This is a genomic window from Telluria sp. AC161 (assembly GCF_979258535.1).
This window is the reverse complement of the sequence record NZ_OZ409861.1, coordinates 1,813,097-1,832,292: the sequence shown is the minus strand read 5'-3', so window position 1 is coordinate 1,832,292 and position 19,196 is coordinate 1,813,097. Positions and strand designations below refer to the sequence as shown.

Sequence of the window (19,196 nt, the reverse complement as noted above, 5' to 3'; positions counted from 1 at the left end):
TCAATTACTCCGGTTCGATGGTGGTGCGATGGCCGGTTCGCTTGGCGCTTCCTCGCCGCCCGACAACAGCAGCAGGTTCACGCCATGCGCTTCGTAGCCCGCTTCGGACACCAGGATGTCCAGCGTCAGCGACGCCAGGTCGTCCGCCACCGGATCGACATTGAGCTCGCGCTCCATGCGCACGATCTTGATGTAGTGATGGCACTCGTCGCACGTCTCGGCTTGCACCGACGCCTGCGACGCATCCTGCACCGCGCCATCCGTGGCCAGCGCCTCGAGTGAATGGTAGTGAATGCCCTTGGTGCTTTCGCAGTGGCTGCACTTGACCCGCACCATGTGCCACTGCGCGGAGCACAGCGAGCAATGCAGATAGCGGAAGTTGCTACCGGTCTGGTCGACCCGCGTGATCGACGCGGTCGGCAGACTACCGCAGCATGGGCAGGTCGTCATGTCGAGCGTGCGGCCGTACGGCTGCTGGCGCGCTGCGCCATACGCTTCCTGGATCGCCAGGACCATGTTCGTCCAGTACACCTGCAGACCGGCCGCTACCAAAGGTGCGGCGCTCATGTCCAGGCCCGCCGCGCCTTGCAGCAGCAGTTCGGCCTGGCCTTCGAGATGGTCGTCGCCCGCAGCCAGCAGGGCTTGCACGGCGGCTTGCGCCGGGCTGCCCGCCAGACGCGGAACCAGGAGCTCCAGCATGCGGCGCATCGCGCTGCGCCAAACCGGATCGCGGGGCCACAGCGGCGCCGGGACCGGTGCCTGGGCGGCGCGCGCGGCGGCGGCCAGGTCATCCAGCGTCGGCAGCGTGACAGTCGGGTAATCCTGCAGCACTTCGTGCTGGACGGCGGCCAGTTCGGCGGCAAACAGCAAGAAGTCGTGCATCGCGTGCCCCGGCGCCAATTGGCGCAGACGGGTGGCACGGGCGGAGAACAACTCGCGGCGCACCGGGAGTTGGATATACGGCATTTGCTCGCCAGCCCGGACAGCGATTTCTTCGGGGCTGAGCAGCTTTGAGGCTTTGGTAATGCTCATGGAAAGGATGCTTCCTATTGAATTCTTGCAACGGCAATACGGTTCAAGCTGCCAAAGAACGTCGTTCCCGCGGAGGCGGGAACCCAAGTGTGCCAGCGAATCGAACCGCATGCACACTGAGGTTCCCGCCTGCGCGGGAACGACGGTTTTGAAGCTGACTCAGAAGAGCAACAATACTACGTTAGCGCTTGTTGCGCTTGGCGTCCTCTGCCACTTCCTTGTACCACAGCGGGTGGTGCGACTTGGCCCAGTCCTCGTGCACCGTACCACGGGTCATGGCGCGGAACGAGCCCTTGACCCAGATGGCGGCGTACACGTGCATGATCACGCTCAGCACCAGTGCCAGGGCCGAAGCCGCGTGCACCAGCATCGCGAAACGACGCAGCGGAATCGGGAAGAAGTCCGCGAACCACGGTTGCCAGAACATGAAGCCAGTGATCAACAGCAGCACCAGGCTCACGGCAAAGATCCAGAACACGGCTTTCTGGCCCGCATTGTACTTGTGTACAGGCGGCATCGCGTGCTCGTTACCCTTGAGGAGTTCCGGCGCCTTCTTGACCCAGGCCGTATCGGTCTTGGTCCAGAAGTTGTCACGTACAACGGCGAAGAACAGGAACACGAAACCCAGCACCATCAGCAAGCCGAAGAACGGATGCAGGATACGGGTCCACTGTCCACCACCGAAGAACATGGAGAAGAAGAACATCGACGGATGGAACAAGGCAAGGCCAGTCAATCCGGCGCAGATGAACAACAGAGCCACGGCCCAGTGGTTCATGCGCGTCATGTCGCGATAGCGAGTGATAAACATGGTCTTCTCCTTATACCCGTTCGTCGTCGCGCTGGTCGGGACCAGGCGTCGGCTGAACATCGGGTTCGTCGTGGTGCGTCTCGATCGGGCCAACCTTCATGTAGTGGAAGAAGCCGGCAACAGCAGCACCGACCATTGCAGCCACACCCAGCGGCTTGGCGATACCCTTCCACAGCGCCACGGTCGGGCTGATGGTCGGGTTCTCGGGCAGGCCGGCGTACAGGTTCGGCTTGTCCGCGTGCTGCAGCACGTACATCACGTGCGTGCCGCCCACACCAGCCGGGTTGTACAGACCGGCGTTCTGGTAACCACGTTCCTTCAGGTCGACCACGCGGTCACCCGCGTACTCGATCATGTCTTCCTTGGTGCCGAAACGGATGGCGCCAGTTGGACAGATCTTCACGCAGGCCGGTTCCATGTTCACTGCAACGCGGTCGGCGCACAGTGAGCATTTGTAGGCCTTCGAGTCCACCTTGCTGATGCGTGGCACATCGAACGGGCAACCGGCGACGCAATAGCCGCAACCGATGCAGTTCTCGCTGATGAAGTCAACGATACCGTTCGTGTACTTGACGATCGCGCCCGGCGCCGGGCAGGCCTTCAGGCAGCCTGGCTCGTCGCAGTGCATGCAGCCGTCCTTGCGGATCAGCCACTCCAGACGATCGCCCTCGTCCGGGGACTTGGTCACGACTTCCGAGAACTTCATGACGGTCCACGACTGTGGCGTCAGGTCGATCGGGTTGTCGTACGTACCGTGGTTTTCGCCGATTTCATCGCGCAGATCGTTCCACTGCATGCACGCCACCTGGCACGCCTTGCAGCCGATGCAGCTGGACACGTCGATCAGTTTGGCAACTTCCGGCTTGTGCGTACGGGCCACCGGCGACTGCGTGGTGGTTGCCGAACGCGCCGCAATATCGAGAGATTGTAATGAAGACATTGTTTAGACCCTTTCGATATTGACCAGGAACGACTTGAATTCCGGGGTCTGGGTATTGGCGTCGCCCACGAATGGGGTCAGCGTGTTGACCAGGAAGCCCGGCTTGGCCACACCGACAAAGCCCCAGTGGTTCGGCAGACCCACTGTATCGACCTTCATGCCATCGCAATCGAGTTGCGGAATACGCTTGGTCACCAGGCACTTGGCCTTGATGAAGCCGCGCATCGACGACACCTTGACCATATCGCCGTTGGTGATGCCCTTGGCCTTGGCCAGCTCTTCACCGATTTCCACGAACTGCTGTGGCTGGATAATCGCGTTGGAGACAACGTTCTTGGTCCAGTAGTGGAAGTGCTCGGTCAAGCGGTAGCTGGTCGCGACGTACGGGAAGTCCTTGGCCGTACCGAACGCTTCCATGTCGCCCTTGAACACGCGGGCCGCCGGATTGGCGCGGGCAAGCGGGTTTTTCGGGTGCATCGGATTGACCGGGAACGGCGATTCGAACGGCTCGTAGTGCTCCGGCAGCGGACCTTCGGCCATGCCGGTCGGTGCGAACAGACGCGCCACACCTTCAGACGTCATGATGAACGGCTGCGTACGGTTCTCTTCGGCCGGATCGGCGTCAGGACGGATGTCCGGAATATCCGAACCAGTCCAGGCCGTACCGTTCCACGAGATCAGGTTCAGCGCAGGATTCCATGGCTTGCCCGTTTTAGGATCGGTCGAGGCTGCGTTGTACAGCACGCGGCGGTTCGCCGGCCAGGCCCAGGCCCAACCCAGCGTCTGCCCGATGTTGTACGGGTCCGCATTGTCGCGGCGCGCCATCTGGTTGCCTGCCTGCGTCCATGCGCCGGCATATACCCAGCAACCGCTCGCGGTGCTGCCATCGTCGCGCAGCACGCCGAAGCCCGGCACCTGCTCGCCTGCCTTCAGGATAAGCTTGGTCGGATCTTTCGCGTCATAGATATCGGCCAGCGCCTTGCCGTTGAATTCCTTGGCCAGCTCTTCAGCAGAAGGGCTATGCGGAATCTTGTACGGCCACGACAGCTTGGTGATCGGATCCGAGAATGCACCGCCATCTTTCAGATAGAGGTTCTTCATGCGCGAGAACAGATCAGCGATGATCTCGATGTCCGGCTTGCACTCGTACGGCGCTTCGGCGCCCTTCCAGTGCCACTGCAGCCAGCGGCTCGAGTTCGACAGCGAACCGTCTTCTTCGGCAAAGCACGTGGTCGGCAGACGGAACACGGTCGTCTGAATCTTGCTTGGATCGACGTCGTTCGACTCGCCGAAGTTCTTCCAGAACTCGGACGTTTCGGTGTTCAGCGGATCCATCGTCACCAGGAACTTGAGCTTCGACAGACCGGCGATGATCTTCTTCTTGTTCGGGAACGATCCGACCGGGTTGAAGCCCTGGCAGATGTAACCGTTCAATTTACCTTGACCCATCAATTCAAACGCCTGCAGCACGTCGTACAGCTTGTCGATTTTCGGCAAGTAGTCGAAGGCCCAGTTGTTTTCTTTGGTCGCGGCATCGCCCCACCAGGCTTTTTGCAGGCTGACGAAGAACTTGGGATAGTTCTGCCAGTAGCTCATCTGGTTCGGACGCAAAGGCTTCAGTGCGCGCGGCTTGTAGTACGTCTCGAGGTCCTGCTCTTTATCGGTTGCCAGCGACAGATAGCCCGGCAGCGAGTTTGACAGCAGACCCAGGTCGGTCAGACCCTGGATGTTGGAGTGACCGCGCAGTGCGTTCAGGCCACCGCCGGCGATACCGACGTTACCCAAGAGCAGCTGCATGATCGCGCCGGTACGGATGATCTGGCTACCCTGGCTGTGCTGGGTCCAGCCCAGTGCGTACAAAATCGTCATCGCACGGCCCGGCTGGGCAGTCGAGGCGATGTATTCGCAGACCTTCAGGAATTGCTTGACCGGGGTTCCGGTGATCTTGCTGACCTGCTCAGGCGTGTAGCGCGAATAGTGGCGCTTCATCACTTGCAGCACGCAACGCGGGTGTTCCATGGTCGGATCGACCTTGGCGTAACCGTCGTCACCCATTTCGTAGCCCCAGCTTTCATTGCTGTAGCGACGCTTGGCTTCGTCGTAACCCGAGAACAGGCCATCCTGGAAGTCAAAGCCTTCGTTCACGATGAACGGGGCGTTGGTGTAGCTCCGGACGTATTCGGTCTGGATCTTGTTGTTGGTCAGCAGATAGTTCAGGACGCCGCCCAGGAAGGCGATGTCCGAGCCAGCGCGGATCGGCGCGTAATAGTCGCTCATGGCGGCCGAACGCGTAAAGCGCGGGTCGACCACGACCAGCTTGGCTTTATTGTGATGCTTTGCTTCGATTACCCATTTAAAACCGCATGGGTGTGCTTCGGCGGCATTGCCGCCCATGATCAGTACAACATCGGCATTCTTGATGTCAACCCAATGGTTGGTCATCGCTCCTCGTCCGAACGTCGGGGCCAGACCGGCCACCGTAGGTCCGTGTCAAACGCGAGCCTGGTTATCGAATACGAGCATGCCCATCGAACGCATCGCTTTGTGCGTGATGTAGCCCGTTTCGTTGCTCGACGCGGACGCGCACAGCATACCCGTGCTCGTCCAGCGATTGACCAGCTGGCCTTCGGCGTTGGTCGGAATGAAGTTCGCATCGCGGTCAGCCTTCATCAGGCCGGCCAGGCGCGTCATTGCCTCATCCCAGGAAACACGTTTCCATTCGTTGGTGCCAGGTTCGCGGATTTCCGGGAACTTGAGACGGTTCGGCGAATGGATGAAGTCGAGCAAGCCGGCGCCTTTCGGGCACAGCGTACCGCGATTGACCGGGTGATCCGGGTCGCCTTCAATGTGGATGATGTCCGAGGTAACGTTCTTTGCGCCGTCGCCCAGACTGTACATCAGCAGGCCGCAGCCCACCGAGCAGTATGGACACGTGTTGCGCGTCTCCTTGGCTTTCGCCAATTTATAGTGCCGCGTCTCTGCCATCGCCGGCAACGGCGAGAAGCCGAGCGCGACGATGGTGGAGGCGGCGAGTCCCGCACCGCTTGCGCGGAGGAACTGCCTTCTGTTCATGCCCATCTAGATTCTCCTGCTAGTAATGGATTGCGCACATCAGAATGGGGTCAGCCAGGGTCGTCGCCCTGGCTTTCTTTCCATCCTGACCGTTACCGGCGCCACCATGCGCCGGTGTGCGCGCCGTTGGACTCGCCAGCAATTATTTTGCTGGCGGCGTCGCTGCCTGCGTGGTGGCGCCATCGCCACCCGTTGGTTCTGAAGCACCGCTGTCGCGGGGTTTGTTCGAGTCTGCATCCTGGCCGGCAACCATGCCGCCGATCGCGGTGCCGCCTTCAGCAGGACCGGTTTCCGGCACGGCCGCAGGGGCAGTGGCCGATTCGGATTTCAGGCCTGCGTGCGGATCAATGGCTGCGCCATTCGGACCGGCAACGTCCGGCGTCTGCACCGGCGCGGTCGCTTCCTTTTTCTGGCACGCGGCCAGAGCGAATACGGCGGTCGCTACGATGGCTGCATTGCGCAGAGTCAGTGCTGTTTGTTTGATGTGAATCATTGCAATATCCATTGACTTAGAGATACAACTGAAAATATAGCGGAAATGCGGAACTACTTGAATAAGTATTTTACGCACAGCCGTTCGCAAAGGGTGACATTCCGTGAGTTTTGACCCGCTTTTATGACGAATATTTTCGTCAAAGGCGGATGTAAAGACTGTCTGGCCGCCAAATTGACGGTTTTATCGACATTTTTACTGTTTCCGCCCTGCTTTCTTGCGGCTAGCAACCACGAGGCGGCGTTAGTGTAGCCTGCCTTCGCGCGCGTTGCAGAAGTGCGTCAAATTTGCGATTTTCACGCTGGAAATCGCTGGCACGCATCGCGCCATTGCTCAGCGTCAGCCAGGCTTGCATCCACCGCGCTGCTTACCCTATTCACATCAAACGACGCGACCGCGTCAAGTGCTATGTAGCAAAAATGGTATTTACCAACAGGCCATCACAAAAAATGGTTGCGCCTAACATTTAGTGTTATATTATTTTACAGCTTGCATGGACGCCGCCCCTACGCCCCTGACGAGCACGGTATTTCCAGCAGAGAGTCCCGGCAGATGGGCTCTTCACAACAAAGACGGAGACAACAGAATGAAGCATCTGAATCGATCGGCGATTGCCGTGGGCGTGGCACACCTGTGCTGGTTGTCCGCAGCGTTTGCCCAGGAAGCCGCCCCGGCCCCTGCCGACGCACAGGTCGTGACCATTACCGGCCAGCGCGCCGCACTCAACAGCGCACAGCAACTCAAGAAGAACTCCGACGAGGTCGTCGATTCGATCGTCGCCGACGATATCGGCAAACTGCCCGATAAATCGATCACCGAAGTCCTGCAACGCATCCCTGGCGTCACCATCGACCGCACCATGTCGCGTTCCGACCCGGAACACTTCTCGGTTGAAGGCTCGGGCGTATCGATCCGTGGCCTGACCTGGGTGCGCTCGGAACTCAATGGCCGCGATTCGTTCTCGTCCAACGGCGGCCGCGCACTGAGCTTCGAGGACGTCCCGCCAGAACTGATGGCCGGCGTCGACGTCTACAAGAATCCGTCCGCCGAACAGATCGAAGGCGGCATCTCGGGCCTGGTCAACCTGCGCACGGCGCTGCCGTTCGATATCAAGGGCCAGCGCATTTCGGGCAGCGTCGAAGGCACGTACACCGAACTGAACAAGAAGAAGGACCCGGCCGGCTCGTTCATGTACTCGAACCGCTGGAAAACCGACATGGGCGAGTTCGGCGTGCTGGTCAACTACGCCAATTCCCGGAGCAATACCCGCACCGACGCCTTCCAGGTCGAGCCGTACTACCCGGTGGCCGATGCCGAGCCGGGCCGCACGGTATGGATTCCAAAAGGCGCGCAGTGGCGCACGCTGGACTTCGAGCGCAAGCGCCAGGGCGCCTACGCCGCACTGCAGTGGAAGCTGGACAACACGCTGCGCAGCCACCTGACCTATTTCAAGTCGAAGTACAAGATGCAGTGGGACGAGAACGCCCTGTTCTCGGCCGAAGGCAATCCCACCAATCTGCGCGTGACCAACGGCGTGTACGACGCCAACGGCGCGTTCATGAGCGGCATCCTGTCGAATCCAACCAATAACGGTATCGAGTTCGGCAACAATACCCGTACTTCGAACCGCGATTCGTCGACCACCGACGTCGCCTGGAATGTCGAGTGGAAGCCGGCAACCAACTGGACGCTGACCTCGGACATCCAGCACGTCAAGGCCGAATCGGAAGGTCTCGATTCGACCGTGGCGCTGGGCACGATCATGCAGCAGCAGAACCTGGACCTGACCGGCAGCTACCCGAAACTGATGTTCGATGCGGCCCAGACCGCCGGCCTGAGCGACCCGAACAACTACTTCTGGGCCTTCACCCAGGAGCACCGCGACCGCAGCGTCACCGAACAGACCGCATGGAAAGGCGACGTCAAGTATGACTTCGACCACCCTGTCCTGCGCGACATCCGCGTCGGCGTGCGCTTTACCGACCGCGATGCCAAGACCATCAATTCGAACCCGAACTACAACTGGTCGGCAGTCTCGCAGCGCTGGATGATGCCTTGGCAGATCAACCAGCTGGCAACGCTGAGCGACCCGCGCTTCAACGCGCCGACGACTGTCAACCAGTTCAAGAACTTCTTCAACGGCGACGCCAGCGTCCCGGCCGTCGTGTTCCCGGCGAAGTCGCTCGTGGCCGGCTATCCAGGCACCTACGCCCAGCTGCACAGCTACCACGACATCCTGTGTGCACAGGCCGGCAACAGCTGCGATCCATGGAAAGCGGCTGCCTTCGGCGAAGCCAACCCATCGGGCGACAACGAGCAGTCCGAGAAGACCAAGGCGATCTACACGCAGCTGCGCTTTGCGTTTGATGACATGAAGATGCCAATCGACGGTAACATCGGCGTGCGCTATGTGAAGACCGACAACAAGTCGTTCGGTTACACCGTGTACAACTCGACCTTCATCATTCCGCCAGGCGGCACCACCGGTCTGGGCGTGCCGACCATCGCGCCGTTCGCCGGTCGTCAGGATTACGAGAACAGCTATCACAACTGGCTGCCGAGTCTGAACCTGCGCATGAAAGCGACCGACCAGCTGCAGTTCCGCTTTGCACTGGGCAAGGGCATGTCGCGACCAGACTTCGGTCAGCTGCAGGCGTACACGACACTGGGCCAGAGCGTACAGAGCACGACCAGCGGCACCGGTGCTGATCAGGTCACCAATGTGACGTCGGTAGCCCATACCGGCGAATCCGTCGGCAATCCACTGCTGCGCCCGGTTACCTCGCGCAATATGGACCTGACCGCCGAGTGGTACTTCGCCCAGGCCGGTTCGCTGACCTTCGCCGTGTTCGACAAGCGCCTGAAGGACATCATCGTCAAGCAGAATTCGGCTTACCAGCTGACTGACTCGACTGGCCGTGTAATCGATTTCAATGTGGCGACGCCGGTCAACGGCGCACGTGGTTCGGCGCGCGGTATCGAGATGGCGTACCAGCAGTACTTCGACAAGCTGCCAGGCTGGATGTCGGGCTTCGGTGTGCAGGCCAACTACACGCACGTCAAGAGCAAGCGCGACCTGTACAGCCCGGTGTTCTCGCAGTACTGCTCGAACGTGAGCGGCGCAGCCAACCTGAACCTGAACCTGAACGGTTGCGACACCGATGGCCGTACCTTCGGCGACCTGCCGCTGGAATACCTGTCGCGCAACTCGTACAACCTGGCGCTGCTGTACGACAAGGGCCCATGGTCGGCGCGTCTGGCCTACAGCTGGCGCTCGAAGAGCCTGCTGGGTAACAACAACAACGGCACCAACGGCACCAACGGCGTCGACACCAATCCGGACAGCCCGACCCTCAATCAGAACGTGATTGCCTGGGGCTTGCCGATCTGGGCCGACGACTACGGTCAGCTCGATGGCGGCGTCAGCTACAAGTTCAACGAGAACTTCCGCCTCGACTTCCAGGGCACCAACCTGACGGACGCGAAGTACAAGCAGATCATGACGCACCACATCGGCGACAAGGGCCGTGCGTGGTTCGTCAGCGGTCCCCGCTACAGCGTGCGTCTGGGCGTGACGTTCTAAGTCGATGCCGATGTAAACACGACGCCCGCTGACCTGCCGCCCCGCGCGGCAGGTCAGCGGGCTGTTTGCTTTTCCAGGAAAACCCGACCAATGCAAAGCTCGACTTTCTCGTCGCTGGACACGTTCGTCTTTTTTGTCTACTTCATCATCGTGGCCGGCTACGGCTTCTGGGTCTACAAGCGCAAGCAGCGCTCCGCATCGGCCTCGCACGATTACTTTCTGGCCGAAGGCTCGCTGACCTGGTGGGCCATCGGCGCCTCGATGATCGCGTCGAACATCTCGGCCGAGCAGTTCATCGGCATGAGCGGCTCGGGCTTCAAGATGGGCATGGCAATCGCCGTCTATGAGCTGATGGGCGCGTTCACGCTGATCCTGGTGGCGGTGTTCTTCATGCCGATCTACCGCCGCAACCGCATCTACACGATGCCCCAGTTTCTCGAACAGCGTTACGGCAGCACCGTTGCCACCGTCATGGCGCTGTTCTGGCTGTCGCTGTACGTCATCGTGAACCTGACCTCGATCCTGTACCTGGGCGCGCTGGCCATCGGCGCCATCGCCGGCATCGACGTCTGGACCTGCATGGTATTCCTGGCTGTATTTGCCGTCATCATCACGCTGGGCGGCATGAAGGTCATCGGCTACACCGACGTGATCCAGGTCCTGTGCCTGGTGCTCGGCGGCCTGGTGACCACCTGGCTCGCGCTCGACCTGGTCGCGCAGAACAATGGCGGTGGCGGCGTGATGGCCGGCTTCAACCACCTGCTGGGCGTGGCGCCGGATCACTTCGACATGGTGCTCACGCGCGACAACCCGAACTACCTCGACCTGCCTGGTGTGTCGATCCTGATCGGCGGCATGCTGATCGTGAACCTGAACTACTGGGGCTGCAACCAGTACATCATCCAGCGCGCGCTGGGCGCCGACCTGCACACGGCGCGCAAGGGCATCCTGTTCGCGGCCGGCCTCAAGCTCCTGATGCCCGTGATCGTCGTCCTGCCGGGCATTGCCGCGTTCGTGCTGCACCAGCAGGGCGTGCTGGGCGCATCGATGGGCGTCGGCGCGGACGTCAACCCGGACCGCGCTTATCCGGTGCTGCTCACGCTGCTGCCGACGGGCCTGAAAGGCATCGCGTTTGCCGCGCTGACGGCGGCGGTGGTCGCCTCGCTGGCCGGCAAGGCCAACAGCATCGCCACCATCTACACGTTCGACATCCACAAGAAAGCCTTCAACAAGGGCATCTCCGAACAGCGCATGGTCTGGATCGGCCGCGTGACCGTGGTCGTGGCCATGCTCCTGGCCGTGCTGATTGCCCCATTCATGGGCATCGACAAGAAAGGCGGCTTCCAGTACATCCAGGAATACACGGGCTTCGTCTCGCCCGGCATCCTGGCCATGTTCCTGATGGGCTTCTTCTGGCGGCCGGCCACGGCGAGCGCAGCGATGTTTGCCACGGTCGGCGGCTTTATCGGCTCGATCGTCCTCAAATTTTTGCCCGGCCTGATGGACCTGTCGTTCCTGGCGCCCATCGGGTTTGCCGTGCCAAACAGCGCAGGTATTTACGAGATCCCGTTCGTGGACCGGATGGCGATCGTGTTCGTCGCCGTCATCATCGGCATGGTCATCATCAGCAAGCTGTGGCCAAAGGCCGGCCTCGAGCAGAGCAAGGGCGTCGAAGTCGAAGCGTCGATGTTCAAGGTGCAGCCGGGGTTCGCGTTCGGCGCGACCGTCATCTGCATCGCGCTGATCGCGATCTACAGTGCGTGGTGGTAAGGTCGCTGCGCTGCTAACACCATTATAAAAATTCAAGGAGACATACACATGCACCCAGCTTTGCCCTTCGGCCGTTCGGCCATCGCCCTTGCCGCCGCCCTCGCCTTTGGTGCCGCGCATGCAGCACCAGCCGCTGCGCCGACTGCTGCACTGGATGCAGCCCAACAGCGCGCTGCCAAACTGGTGAGCCAGATGACGCTCGATGAAAAGATCGGCATGGTGTTCGGCTACTTCGGCACCGAATTCAAGGGCCAGAAAGCGCCCGAGGGCGCCCTGCCCCAGTCAGCCGGTTTCATCAAGGGCATCGAGCGCCTGGGCATCACGCCGCAGTGGCTGACCGACGCCGGCATCGGCGTGGCCTCGCAACCCGGCAAGGATGCGCGCGAGCGCACGTCGCTGCCCGCCGGGATTGCGACGGCCGCCACCTGGAATCCGCAGCTGGCGTTCGAAGGCGCTGCGATGATCGGCAAGGAAGCGCGCCTGTCGGGCTTCAACGTGATGCTGGGCGGAAGCGTGAACCTGGCGCGCGAGCCGCGCAATGGCCGCAACTTCGAGTACACGGGCGAAGACCCGCTGCTGGCCGGGATCATGGCCGGCGAACAGATTCGCGGCGTGCAGTCCAACCATGTCGTCTCGACGCTCAAGCACTACGCGTATAACGATCAGGAAACGGGCCGCAACCACCTGAATGTCAAGATCAACGATGCCGCGGGCCGCATGTCCGACCTGCTGGCATTCCAGATCGCGATCGAACGGGGCGACCCGGGCTCGGTCATGTGTTCGTACAACCGCATCAACGGGCCGTATGGCTGCGAGAACGACCACCTGCTGAACAAGGTGCTCAAGGGCGACTGGGGCTACAAGGGATACGTGATGTCCGACTGGGGCGCGGCCCACTCGACGATTCCCGCTGCGCTGGCGGGCCTGGACCAGCAGTCGGGCTACCCGTTCGACAAGTCGCCCTACTTTGACGGCGCGCTGAAGGAAGCCGTCGAAAACGGCCATGTGCCGCAGGCCCGCCTGGACGACATGGTGGCCCGCATCCTGTGGGCGCTGGGCGCGCACGGCGCGCTGGATCATCCGGTCAAGGTCCAGGCCAAGGACATCGACTACACGGCGCACGGCAAGATTTCGCAGGCGGACGCAGAAGAAGCGATCGTGCTGCTCAAGAACAAGGACAACGTGCTGCCGCTGGCAAAGGACGTGCAGCGCATCGCCATCATTGGCGGGCACGCCAACAAGGGCGTGCTGTCGGGCGGCGGCTCGGCGCAGGTCTATCCGCGCGGCGGCATGGCCGTGCCGAACGAAGGCCCGGCCGCCTGGCCAGGTCCGATGGTCTACCTGCCAGGCTCGCCGATGAAGGCGCTGGCGGCGCGCACCAAGGCCAAAATTACCTGGCACGATGGCAAGGACGCCGCTGCAGCCGCGAAAGTCGCGGCGAATGCCGACATGGTGCTGGTGTTCGCGACGCAGTGGACATCCGAAGCGGCCGACGTGCCGACGCTGGCGCTGCCGAACAACCAGGACGCGCTGATCGCGGCGGTGGCCAAGGCCAATGCCCGCACCGTCGTCGTGCTGCAAACGGGCACGCCCGTCACGATGCCGTGGGTGAACGACGTGGCCGGCGTGGTGGAGGCCTGGTATCCGGGCACGAATGGCGGCGAAGCCATCGCGCGCGTGCTGACGGGCGAAGTCGATGCGTCGGGTCGCCTGCCACAGACCTTCCCGCTGGCAGAGAACCAGCTGCCGCGCCCGAAGATCGACGGCATCGACCTGCCGAAGGACACGCGCTTTGACGTCGACTACGACATCGAGGGCGCGGCCGTCGGCTACAAGTGGTTCGACCTGAAAGGCCACAAGCCGCTGTTCGCGTTCGGTCACGGCTTGTCGTACACGAGCTTCACCTACACGAACCTGAAGGCCGACGCGACGGGCGGCAGCATCCGCGTGCGCTTCAATGTGGCCAACAGCGGCGCGCGCGCCGGCAAGGCGGTGCCGCAGGTGTACGTGTCGAAAGTGGGCGCCGGCTGGGAAGCGCCCAAGCGCCTCGGTGGCTGGGACAAGCTGGCACTGGACGCAGGCGCAAGCCGCACCAGCGAAGTGACGATCGATCCGCGCACGCTGGCAGTCTTCGACGGCGCCAGCAACCGCTGGAAGATCGCCGCCGGCGATTACCGCGTGATCCTGTCGACGGCGGCCGATGCGCCGGTATCGACCGTGACGGTGCGCCTGCCGGCGCGCGAGTTTGCCGCCGGCGCGCGCTGATCGCAGACCTACACGCGACTACCGACTGAAAGACCGACCGCTCGTGCCCTGCCAGCAGCGCCTGCTTGACCCGCATCGGGACCGCGAAAAATCCGCGATCCTGCACGCCATCGCCAGCCGTTTCGCCGATGCGGAGCTCGAGCTGGGCGCGGTTGCGCATGGCGCTGGCGTGAACCGCAACAAGGTCAACGAGGTGCTCAAGGCCGAACTGGGTTGCACGTTCACCGGTTACCTGAACCGGCTGCGCCTGACCGAAGCAGCGCGACTGCTGGCCGAACGCGATTCGGCCAGCATCACCGACATCGCCTACACGGTCGGCTACAACCACGTCTCGTACTTCAACAAGCTGTTCAAACTCGATTATGGCTGCACGCCGAAGGCATTTCGGGCGCAAGCGCATCGCACGCCCATCTGCCCCTCGCCCACATCCGGAGAAAAGACCCCATGAAGCACACGATTACCACCATGACGCTGGCGACGCTGCTTGCCCTGCCAGCGGTGGCCCATGCGCAGCAACGTGTTATTGACGTCGACGTCACGCAGGTCAAGGGCCAGCTCGATCGCATGTTCAACCTGTCCGTCGGCGCCGGCCGCGCCAACGAGGGCTTGCGCGCCGACTGGCAGCAGCAACTGGCCGAACTGCGCAAGGACACGGGCTTTCGCTACATTCGCATGCACGGTCTGCTGAGCGACGACATGGCGGTCTTCCGCATCGATGCGCAGGGCAAGGAGCAGTACAACTTCCAGTACGTCGACGCCCTGTTCGACTATCTGCAGAGCGTCGGCATCAAGCCGTTCGTGGAACTGGGCTTCATGCCATCCGCCATGGCCAGTGGCACCAAGACCATCTTCTGGTGGCGCGGCAACGTCACGCCGCCGCGCGACTACGCGCAGTGGGAACGCCTGATCAAGGCGCTCACCACACACTGGACCGAGCGCTATGGCAAGGCGGAAGTGGCAAGCTGGTACTTCGAAGTCTGGAACGAACCGAATCTGGACGGCTTCTGGGCCGGCACGCAGGACGAATACTTCAAGCTGTACGCGCACGCCGCGCGCGCCGTCAAGAGCGTCGATGCGTCGTACCGCGTGGGCGGTCCGGCCACTGCGGGCGGCGACTGGATCCCCGAGATGATCGGCTACGCCAGCAAGAACAGTGTGCCGCTCGATTTCGTCTCCACCCACTCCTACGGCGTGAACCAGGGCTTTCTCGACGAATTCGGCACCACCGGCACGGTCCTGAGCACCGACCCGATGGCCGTGACCCACGACGTGCTCAAGAACCGCAAGGAAATCGAGGCCTCCAGCATGCCGAAGCTCGAGCTGCACTACACCGAATGGAGCTCGTCGTACACGCCGTCCGACCCGACCCACGACAGCTACCACCAGCCAGCCTACATCCTGAGAAAGCTCAAGCAGAGCACTGGCGCCGTGCAGTCGATGTCGTACTGGGTGTTTACCGACATCTTCGAGGAAGCCGGTCCGCGTTTCGAAGCCTTCCACGGCGGGTTCGGCTTGATGAACACGCAGGGGATCAAGAAGCCGGCTTATTTTGCTTACCAGTTCCTCAACCAGCTGGGCGATCGCGAACTGAAGAACGCGGACCAGGATTCGACGGCGACGCTCGACGACAAGGGCAACGCGCAGGTGCTGCTGTGGGATTACTCGCACACGCTGCCGGCGGGGATCAACAACCAGCAGTACTTCATCAAGGATCTGCCGCCAAAATCCAAAGGTCAGGTCAAGGTGGCGATGCGGGGCCTGAAGCCGGGGGCCTACACGATGACGGTGTCGCAGGTCGGCTACAAGCAGAACGATGCGTTCACTGCGTATATCGGCATGGGCTCGCCCAAGCAGCTGACGCGGCCGCAGGTCGCTGCATTGAAGGCGACGGCGACCGGGAAGCCGTTGAAGAAGCAGCCAGTGACGATCGGGCGCGATGGCATGTTTGCCACCGCCTTGCCGCTGCGTGAGAACGATGTCTATCTGCTGCAACTCGACGCGGCGCGTTAAGGCTCGCTGTCGCGTGGCGCCCCGAGGTTCAGCGCCACGCGCCGGGCCTCGAGACGCTCGATGACGCGCGCCGCGAGCAGGCGCAGCGCGTCAAGCTGATGGACGGTCAGCTTGCGCGGTTCGGTATCGATCACGCACAGCGTGCCCAGTGCCTGACCGGTTGACGTCACCAGCGGCGCGCCGGCATAAAAACGGATGCCGGGATCGCCCGTCACCAGGGGATTGCCGACGAAGCGTGCATCAAGTGTCGCGTCGACGACCTGCATGATCTGCTCCGGCTGCTCGATCGCGTAGGCGCAGAACGCGTGTTCGCGCGGTGTTTCACGGGCCTGCAGTCCCACGCGCGCCTTGAACCATTGACGCTCGTCGTCGACCAGCGAGACCAGCGCGATCGGCGTCTGGCAGAACGCGCTGGCCAGGTGCGTCAGCTCGTCATAGGCCGCTTCTTCTTCGGTATCCATGACGTGCAGGGCTGCCAGCTCCGCCAGCCGTACACGCTCGACCCCTTCGTCGGGCGTGTGCGCCGGCTGGCCAAAGACGGTTTCGACGAGGGTCATGGCATGGGTCGTACTGACCTTGGCAACGCTTGCAGCGCGGTCGCGCCGGCGCACGGCCTCGTGGAGAAGACGCGCAAGATCGTCCAGCGCGTAGGGCTTGGGCAGCAGCAGGAAACCGTGGTCCGTCTCCTGTGCCAGCACGTGGCTGTAACCACTGGTGAGCACGACGGGGATATCGATCTGCAGGCGCGCCAGCGCGCGCCCCAGGTCGATGCCGGTCATGCCCGGCAGGACAACATCGGAAAATACTGCCGCGTAGGGTTCGGCATCTTCGCGCAGCAGTGCCAGCGCTTGCTCCGCACTGGTCACGATGGTCGTTACGTAGCCAAGTTCATGCAGCGAGCTCTCGACCATCGCGCGCAAGTCGGGATTGTCCTCGACCGCCAGGATGCGCAGTCCTCCACCGCCGGGCAGCGTGTGCTGGACGCCTGGCGTGCTGCCGCCTGCAAGCGGTTGGTCTGCACACGGCAGGTATAGCGTGAAGGTCGTGCCTGCGCCTGGCGTACTCGCGACCCGCACATCGCCGCCTGACTGGCGCGCAAAGCCGAACACCTGAGACAGCCCAAGGCCGGTGCCGTGACCGACGCCCTTGGTCGTGAAAAACGGCTCGAAAATCTTGTCAAGATTTTCCGGCGCGATGCCAGCGCCGGTGTCGTGCAACGACACGGCCACAAACGTGCCGCTGATTGCCGGCTGCAGACCGTGCTGCGGCAAGCCGTCGACCGATTCGACCTTGACCGACAGCGTGCCGCGCGACTGCATCGCGTCGCGTGCATTGACGGCGAGATTGACCAGCGCGGTATCGAACTGGCTCTGATCCGCATTGACGAAACAGGCCTGGTCGGGCAAGTCGAGCACCACCTCGACCCCGACGCCGGTCAGGCTCCCGATCATTTCCCCGATCGCACGCGTGCTGTTCCCGACGTCGAACACGGCCGGCTGCAGAGCCTGCCGGCGTGCAAAGGCAAGCAGCTGACCGGTCAGGCGGGCGCCGCGCGTGACCGCGCTGGAAATCGAGTCCATGAAGCGCTGGCGGCGCTCGTCGCCGAGCTGCACCCGGCGCAGCAGCTCGATGCTCGACTTGATCACCGCCAGGACGTTGTTGAAGTCGTGCGCCACACCGCCCGTGAGCTGACCGATCGCTTCAAGCTTCTGGGACTGCCGCAGCGCCTCCTGCGTTTCCACCAGCGCTTGCTGCTGCACATGCCACTCGGTCACGTCCAGTGCCGTCATGAAGGCGCCGATTTGCTTGCCGTCCTGGTCCCGCAAGATCTCGAAACGCATTTCACAGGTGCGCTGCTCGGGCGTGGTCTCGCCGAACGTCTGCTGCAGCGAAAACGCCTCACCGCGCAGTACCCGGTCCCACAGCGCCAGTGCTGGCTGCAACTGCGCTGGCCGGTCGGCCAGCACGTCGGTCAGACGATCGCCGACCGCGACACGGCGCTGGAACATGCGCCAGTAGTCATCGATGCTGGCCTGGTTGATCGCCAGGAAGCGGTAGTCTGCATCGATCACCTGCAACAGCAGATCGGTGGCCTGGAACACCGCGGCCAGCACGTCACGTTCGCGCGTGCGGAGAATCAACGCTTCGCGCTGCATTTTTTCGTCGGTGACGTCGCGCGCGGCGCAGTACACCTTGCCATCCTCCGGCACGGCAACCCATGACAGCCAGCGCCAGACCCCGCCACTCGTGCGGTAGCGGTTTTCGAAACGCACGACCGCCTGCCCCCGCTCACTTGCCTTGATCCAGGCCGCCTCCGTCGCTGCGAGGTCGTCACGGTGCACGAAGGCCGTAAATGGCTGGCTGGACATCTCGGCTTCGGTCCAGCCGAGCACCGTCTGCCACGCCGGATTGGCCAACTCGACATAGCCATTGGCATCGATGATGCACAGTGGCTCCAGGCTCACGGCCCATGCACGGTCCGGCGCAAGGGCGCGCGGGGCGCAGCGCTGCTCGAGAGTGGCGACTCGTTCACGCAAGGCGTCGCTGGCGCGCGCCTGGCCAATGCGTGCCAGAGCCGCGCCGATGGCCACCCAGACGTGATGCGCAAGCGCGCGTTCGTGCGACGTGAATGCGTGCGTGTGGGTGGCAGCGCCGGTGCCCAGAGCCTGCTCGAGCTGTTGCACAGAGGGCGCATCCCGGCCAGGCTGGAGCAGCGTGTGAAAGATCGCGGCCAGTGCGGATGGGTCGATCGGCAGAATCGCGGGGATGCGGCTCAACGACAGCTGCACGACATCGTCGACACTGTCGAGGCCAGCCAGGGCAGTGACGACGTCGAGGACCTGTAGCAGGCGCTCTTGCGTGAAGGCGGCGTCCACCCGCTTACAGCCGGACCGGCGAACGGGCGCGCCCAGAGTGCTGCCCTGCAACACCTGGTGCAACTGCAATATGCGATTCGGGAGCCTTGACGTTTGCCATTCCACAACCATGTAAAGAGGTACAGGATGAGGCGCGCCTACTTGCTCGCACCCCATCAAACGTGGTCATATTAGCATGTTGTACCGGCCGCCTCGGCACGCTTGCACCGCTGTGCGCGGTCCGCCTCCCGCCCAACTTGCGGCGAATGAACGCCGTCCGCAGGGCTGCGCTGCCGCGGTCGTACCTGACGCGGAACAGCAACAGCAGGGTCAAGCAACCAACAGCGGGGTCACAACAGCGGGGT

At 62.5% G+C, this 19,196-nt stretch carries 11 protein-coding genes; 5 read left to right on the top strand and 6 right to left on the bottom strand.

Translation table 11 applies throughout. The features are described 5' to 3' along the window. The 5 genes from fdhE to ACZ0AJ_RS08210 form a co-directional block, all read right to left on the bottom strand. Entirely contained in the window at positions 1–1,032 is a 1,032-nt protein-coding gene (gene fdhE, locus ACZ0AJ_RS08230) for a formate dehydrogenase accessory protein FdhE (RefSeq protein ID WP_499453808.1), read from the bottom strand. Between the two features lie 181 nt (positions 1,033–1,213). Then, a complete protein-coding gene (locus ACZ0AJ_RS08225) occupies positions 1,214–1,843 on the bottom strand; it encodes a formate dehydrogenase subunit gamma (protein WP_499453806.1) in 630 nt (209 codons plus the stop codon). Between the two features lie 10 nt (positions 1,844–1,853). Then, complete coding sequence (fdxH, locus tag ACZ0AJ_RS08220) at positions 1,854–2,783, bottom strand: formate dehydrogenase subunit beta (RefSeq protein ID WP_499453804.1); 930 nt, start codon at positions 2,781–2,783, stop codon at positions 1,854–1,856. Between the two features lie 3 nt (positions 2,784–2,786). Next, the gene (gene fdnG / locus ACZ0AJ_RS08215) at positions 2,787–5,861 is read right to left on the bottom strand and encodes a formate dehydrogenase-N subunit alpha (protein ID WP_258834161.1); all 3,075 of its coding nucleotides are present in this window, start codon (positions 5,859–5,861) and stop codon (positions 2,787–2,789) included. Positions 5,862–5,997: 136 nt separating this feature from the next. After that, the gene (locus ACZ0AJ_RS08210; protein WP_258834160.1) at positions 5,998–6,348 is read right to left on the bottom strand and encodes a hypothetical protein; all 351 of its coding nucleotides are present in this window, start codon (positions 6,346–6,348) and stop codon (positions 5,998–6,000) included. Between the two features lie 586 nt (positions 6,349–6,934). Between ACZ0AJ_RS08210 and ACZ0AJ_RS08205 the strand changes: the two genes are divergently transcribed. The 5 genes from ACZ0AJ_RS08205 (at position 6,935) to ACZ0AJ_RS08185 (ending at position 15,976) form a co-directional block, all read left to right on the top strand. Then, positions 6,935–9,931, top strand: coding sequence for a TonB-dependent receptor (locus ACZ0AJ_RS08205; RefSeq protein WP_499454490.1), 2,997 nt, complete (start codon positions 6,935–6,937; stop codon positions 9,929–9,931). Positions 9,932–10,021: 90 nt separating this feature from the next. After that, positions 10,022–11,701: a sodium:solute symporter family transporter gene (locus ACZ0AJ_RS08200; RefSeq protein WP_499453799.1), complete on the top strand. Its 1,680-nt coding sequence runs from the start codon at positions 10,022–10,024 to the stop codon at positions 11,699–11,701. 48 nt (positions 11,702–11,749) lie between these two features. Next, positions 11,750–13,966 (top strand): beta-glucosidase family protein, encoded by a 2,217-nt coding sequence (locus ACZ0AJ_RS08195; protein WP_499453797.1) that lies wholly within the window; start codon positions 11,750–11,752, stop codon positions 13,964–13,966. A gap of 43 nt (positions 13,967–14,009) precedes the next feature. Then, entirely contained in the window at positions 14,010–14,414 is a 405-nt protein-coding gene (locus ACZ0AJ_RS08190; RefSeq protein ID WP_499453796.1) for a helix-turn-helix domain-containing protein, read from the top strand. After that, positions 14,411–15,976, top strand: coding sequence for a GH39 family glycosyl hydrolase (locus ACZ0AJ_RS08185; RefSeq protein ID WP_499454487.1), 1,566 nt, complete (start codon positions 14,411–14,413; stop codon positions 15,974–15,976). The genes ACZ0AJ_RS08190 and ACZ0AJ_RS08185 overlap by 4 nt, the downstream gene beginning before the upstream one ends. Here ACZ0AJ_RS08185 and ACZ0AJ_RS08180 read toward each other — a convergent pair. Further along, positions 15,973–18,852: a PAS domain-containing protein gene (locus ACZ0AJ_RS08180; RefSeq protein ID WP_499454485.1), complete on the bottom strand. Its 2,880-nt coding sequence runs from the start codon at positions 18,850–18,852 to the stop codon at positions 15,973–15,975. The genes ACZ0AJ_RS08185 and ACZ0AJ_RS08180 overlap by 4 nt on opposite strands. Positions 18,853–19,196 lie beyond the last annotated feature (344 nt).

Coding starts and splice junctions, on each gene's coding strand:
- fdhE (WP_499453808.1), bottom strand. CDS start 1,032: ATGAGCATTACCAAAGCCTCAAAGCTGCTCAGCCCCGAAGAAATCGCT.
- ACZ0AJ_RS08210 (WP_258834160.1), bottom strand. CDS start 6,348: ATGATTCACATCAAACAAACAGCACTGACTCTGCGCAATGCAGCCATC.
- ACZ0AJ_RS08200 (WP_499453799.1), top strand. CDS start 10,022: ATGCAAAGCTCGACTTTCTCGTCGCTGGACACGTTCGTCTTTTTTGTC.
- fdxH (WP_499453804.1), bottom strand. CDS start 2,783: ATGTCTTCATTACAATCTCTCGATATTGCGGCGCGTTCGGCAACCACC.
- ACZ0AJ_RS08185 (WP_499454487.1), top strand. CDS start 14,411: ATGAAGCACACGATTACCACCATGACGCTGGCGACGCTGCTTGCCCTG.
- ACZ0AJ_RS08225 (WP_499453806.1), bottom strand. CDS start 1,843: ATGTTTATCACTCGCTATCGCGACATGACGCGCATGAACCACTGGGCC.
- ACZ0AJ_RS08195 (WP_499453797.1), top strand. CDS start 11,750: ATGCACCCAGCTTTGCCCTTCGGCCGTTCGGCCATCGCCCTTGCCGCC.
- ACZ0AJ_RS08205 (WP_499454490.1), top strand. CDS start 6,935: ATGAAGCATCTGAATCGATCGGCGATTGCCGTGGGCGTGGCACACCTG.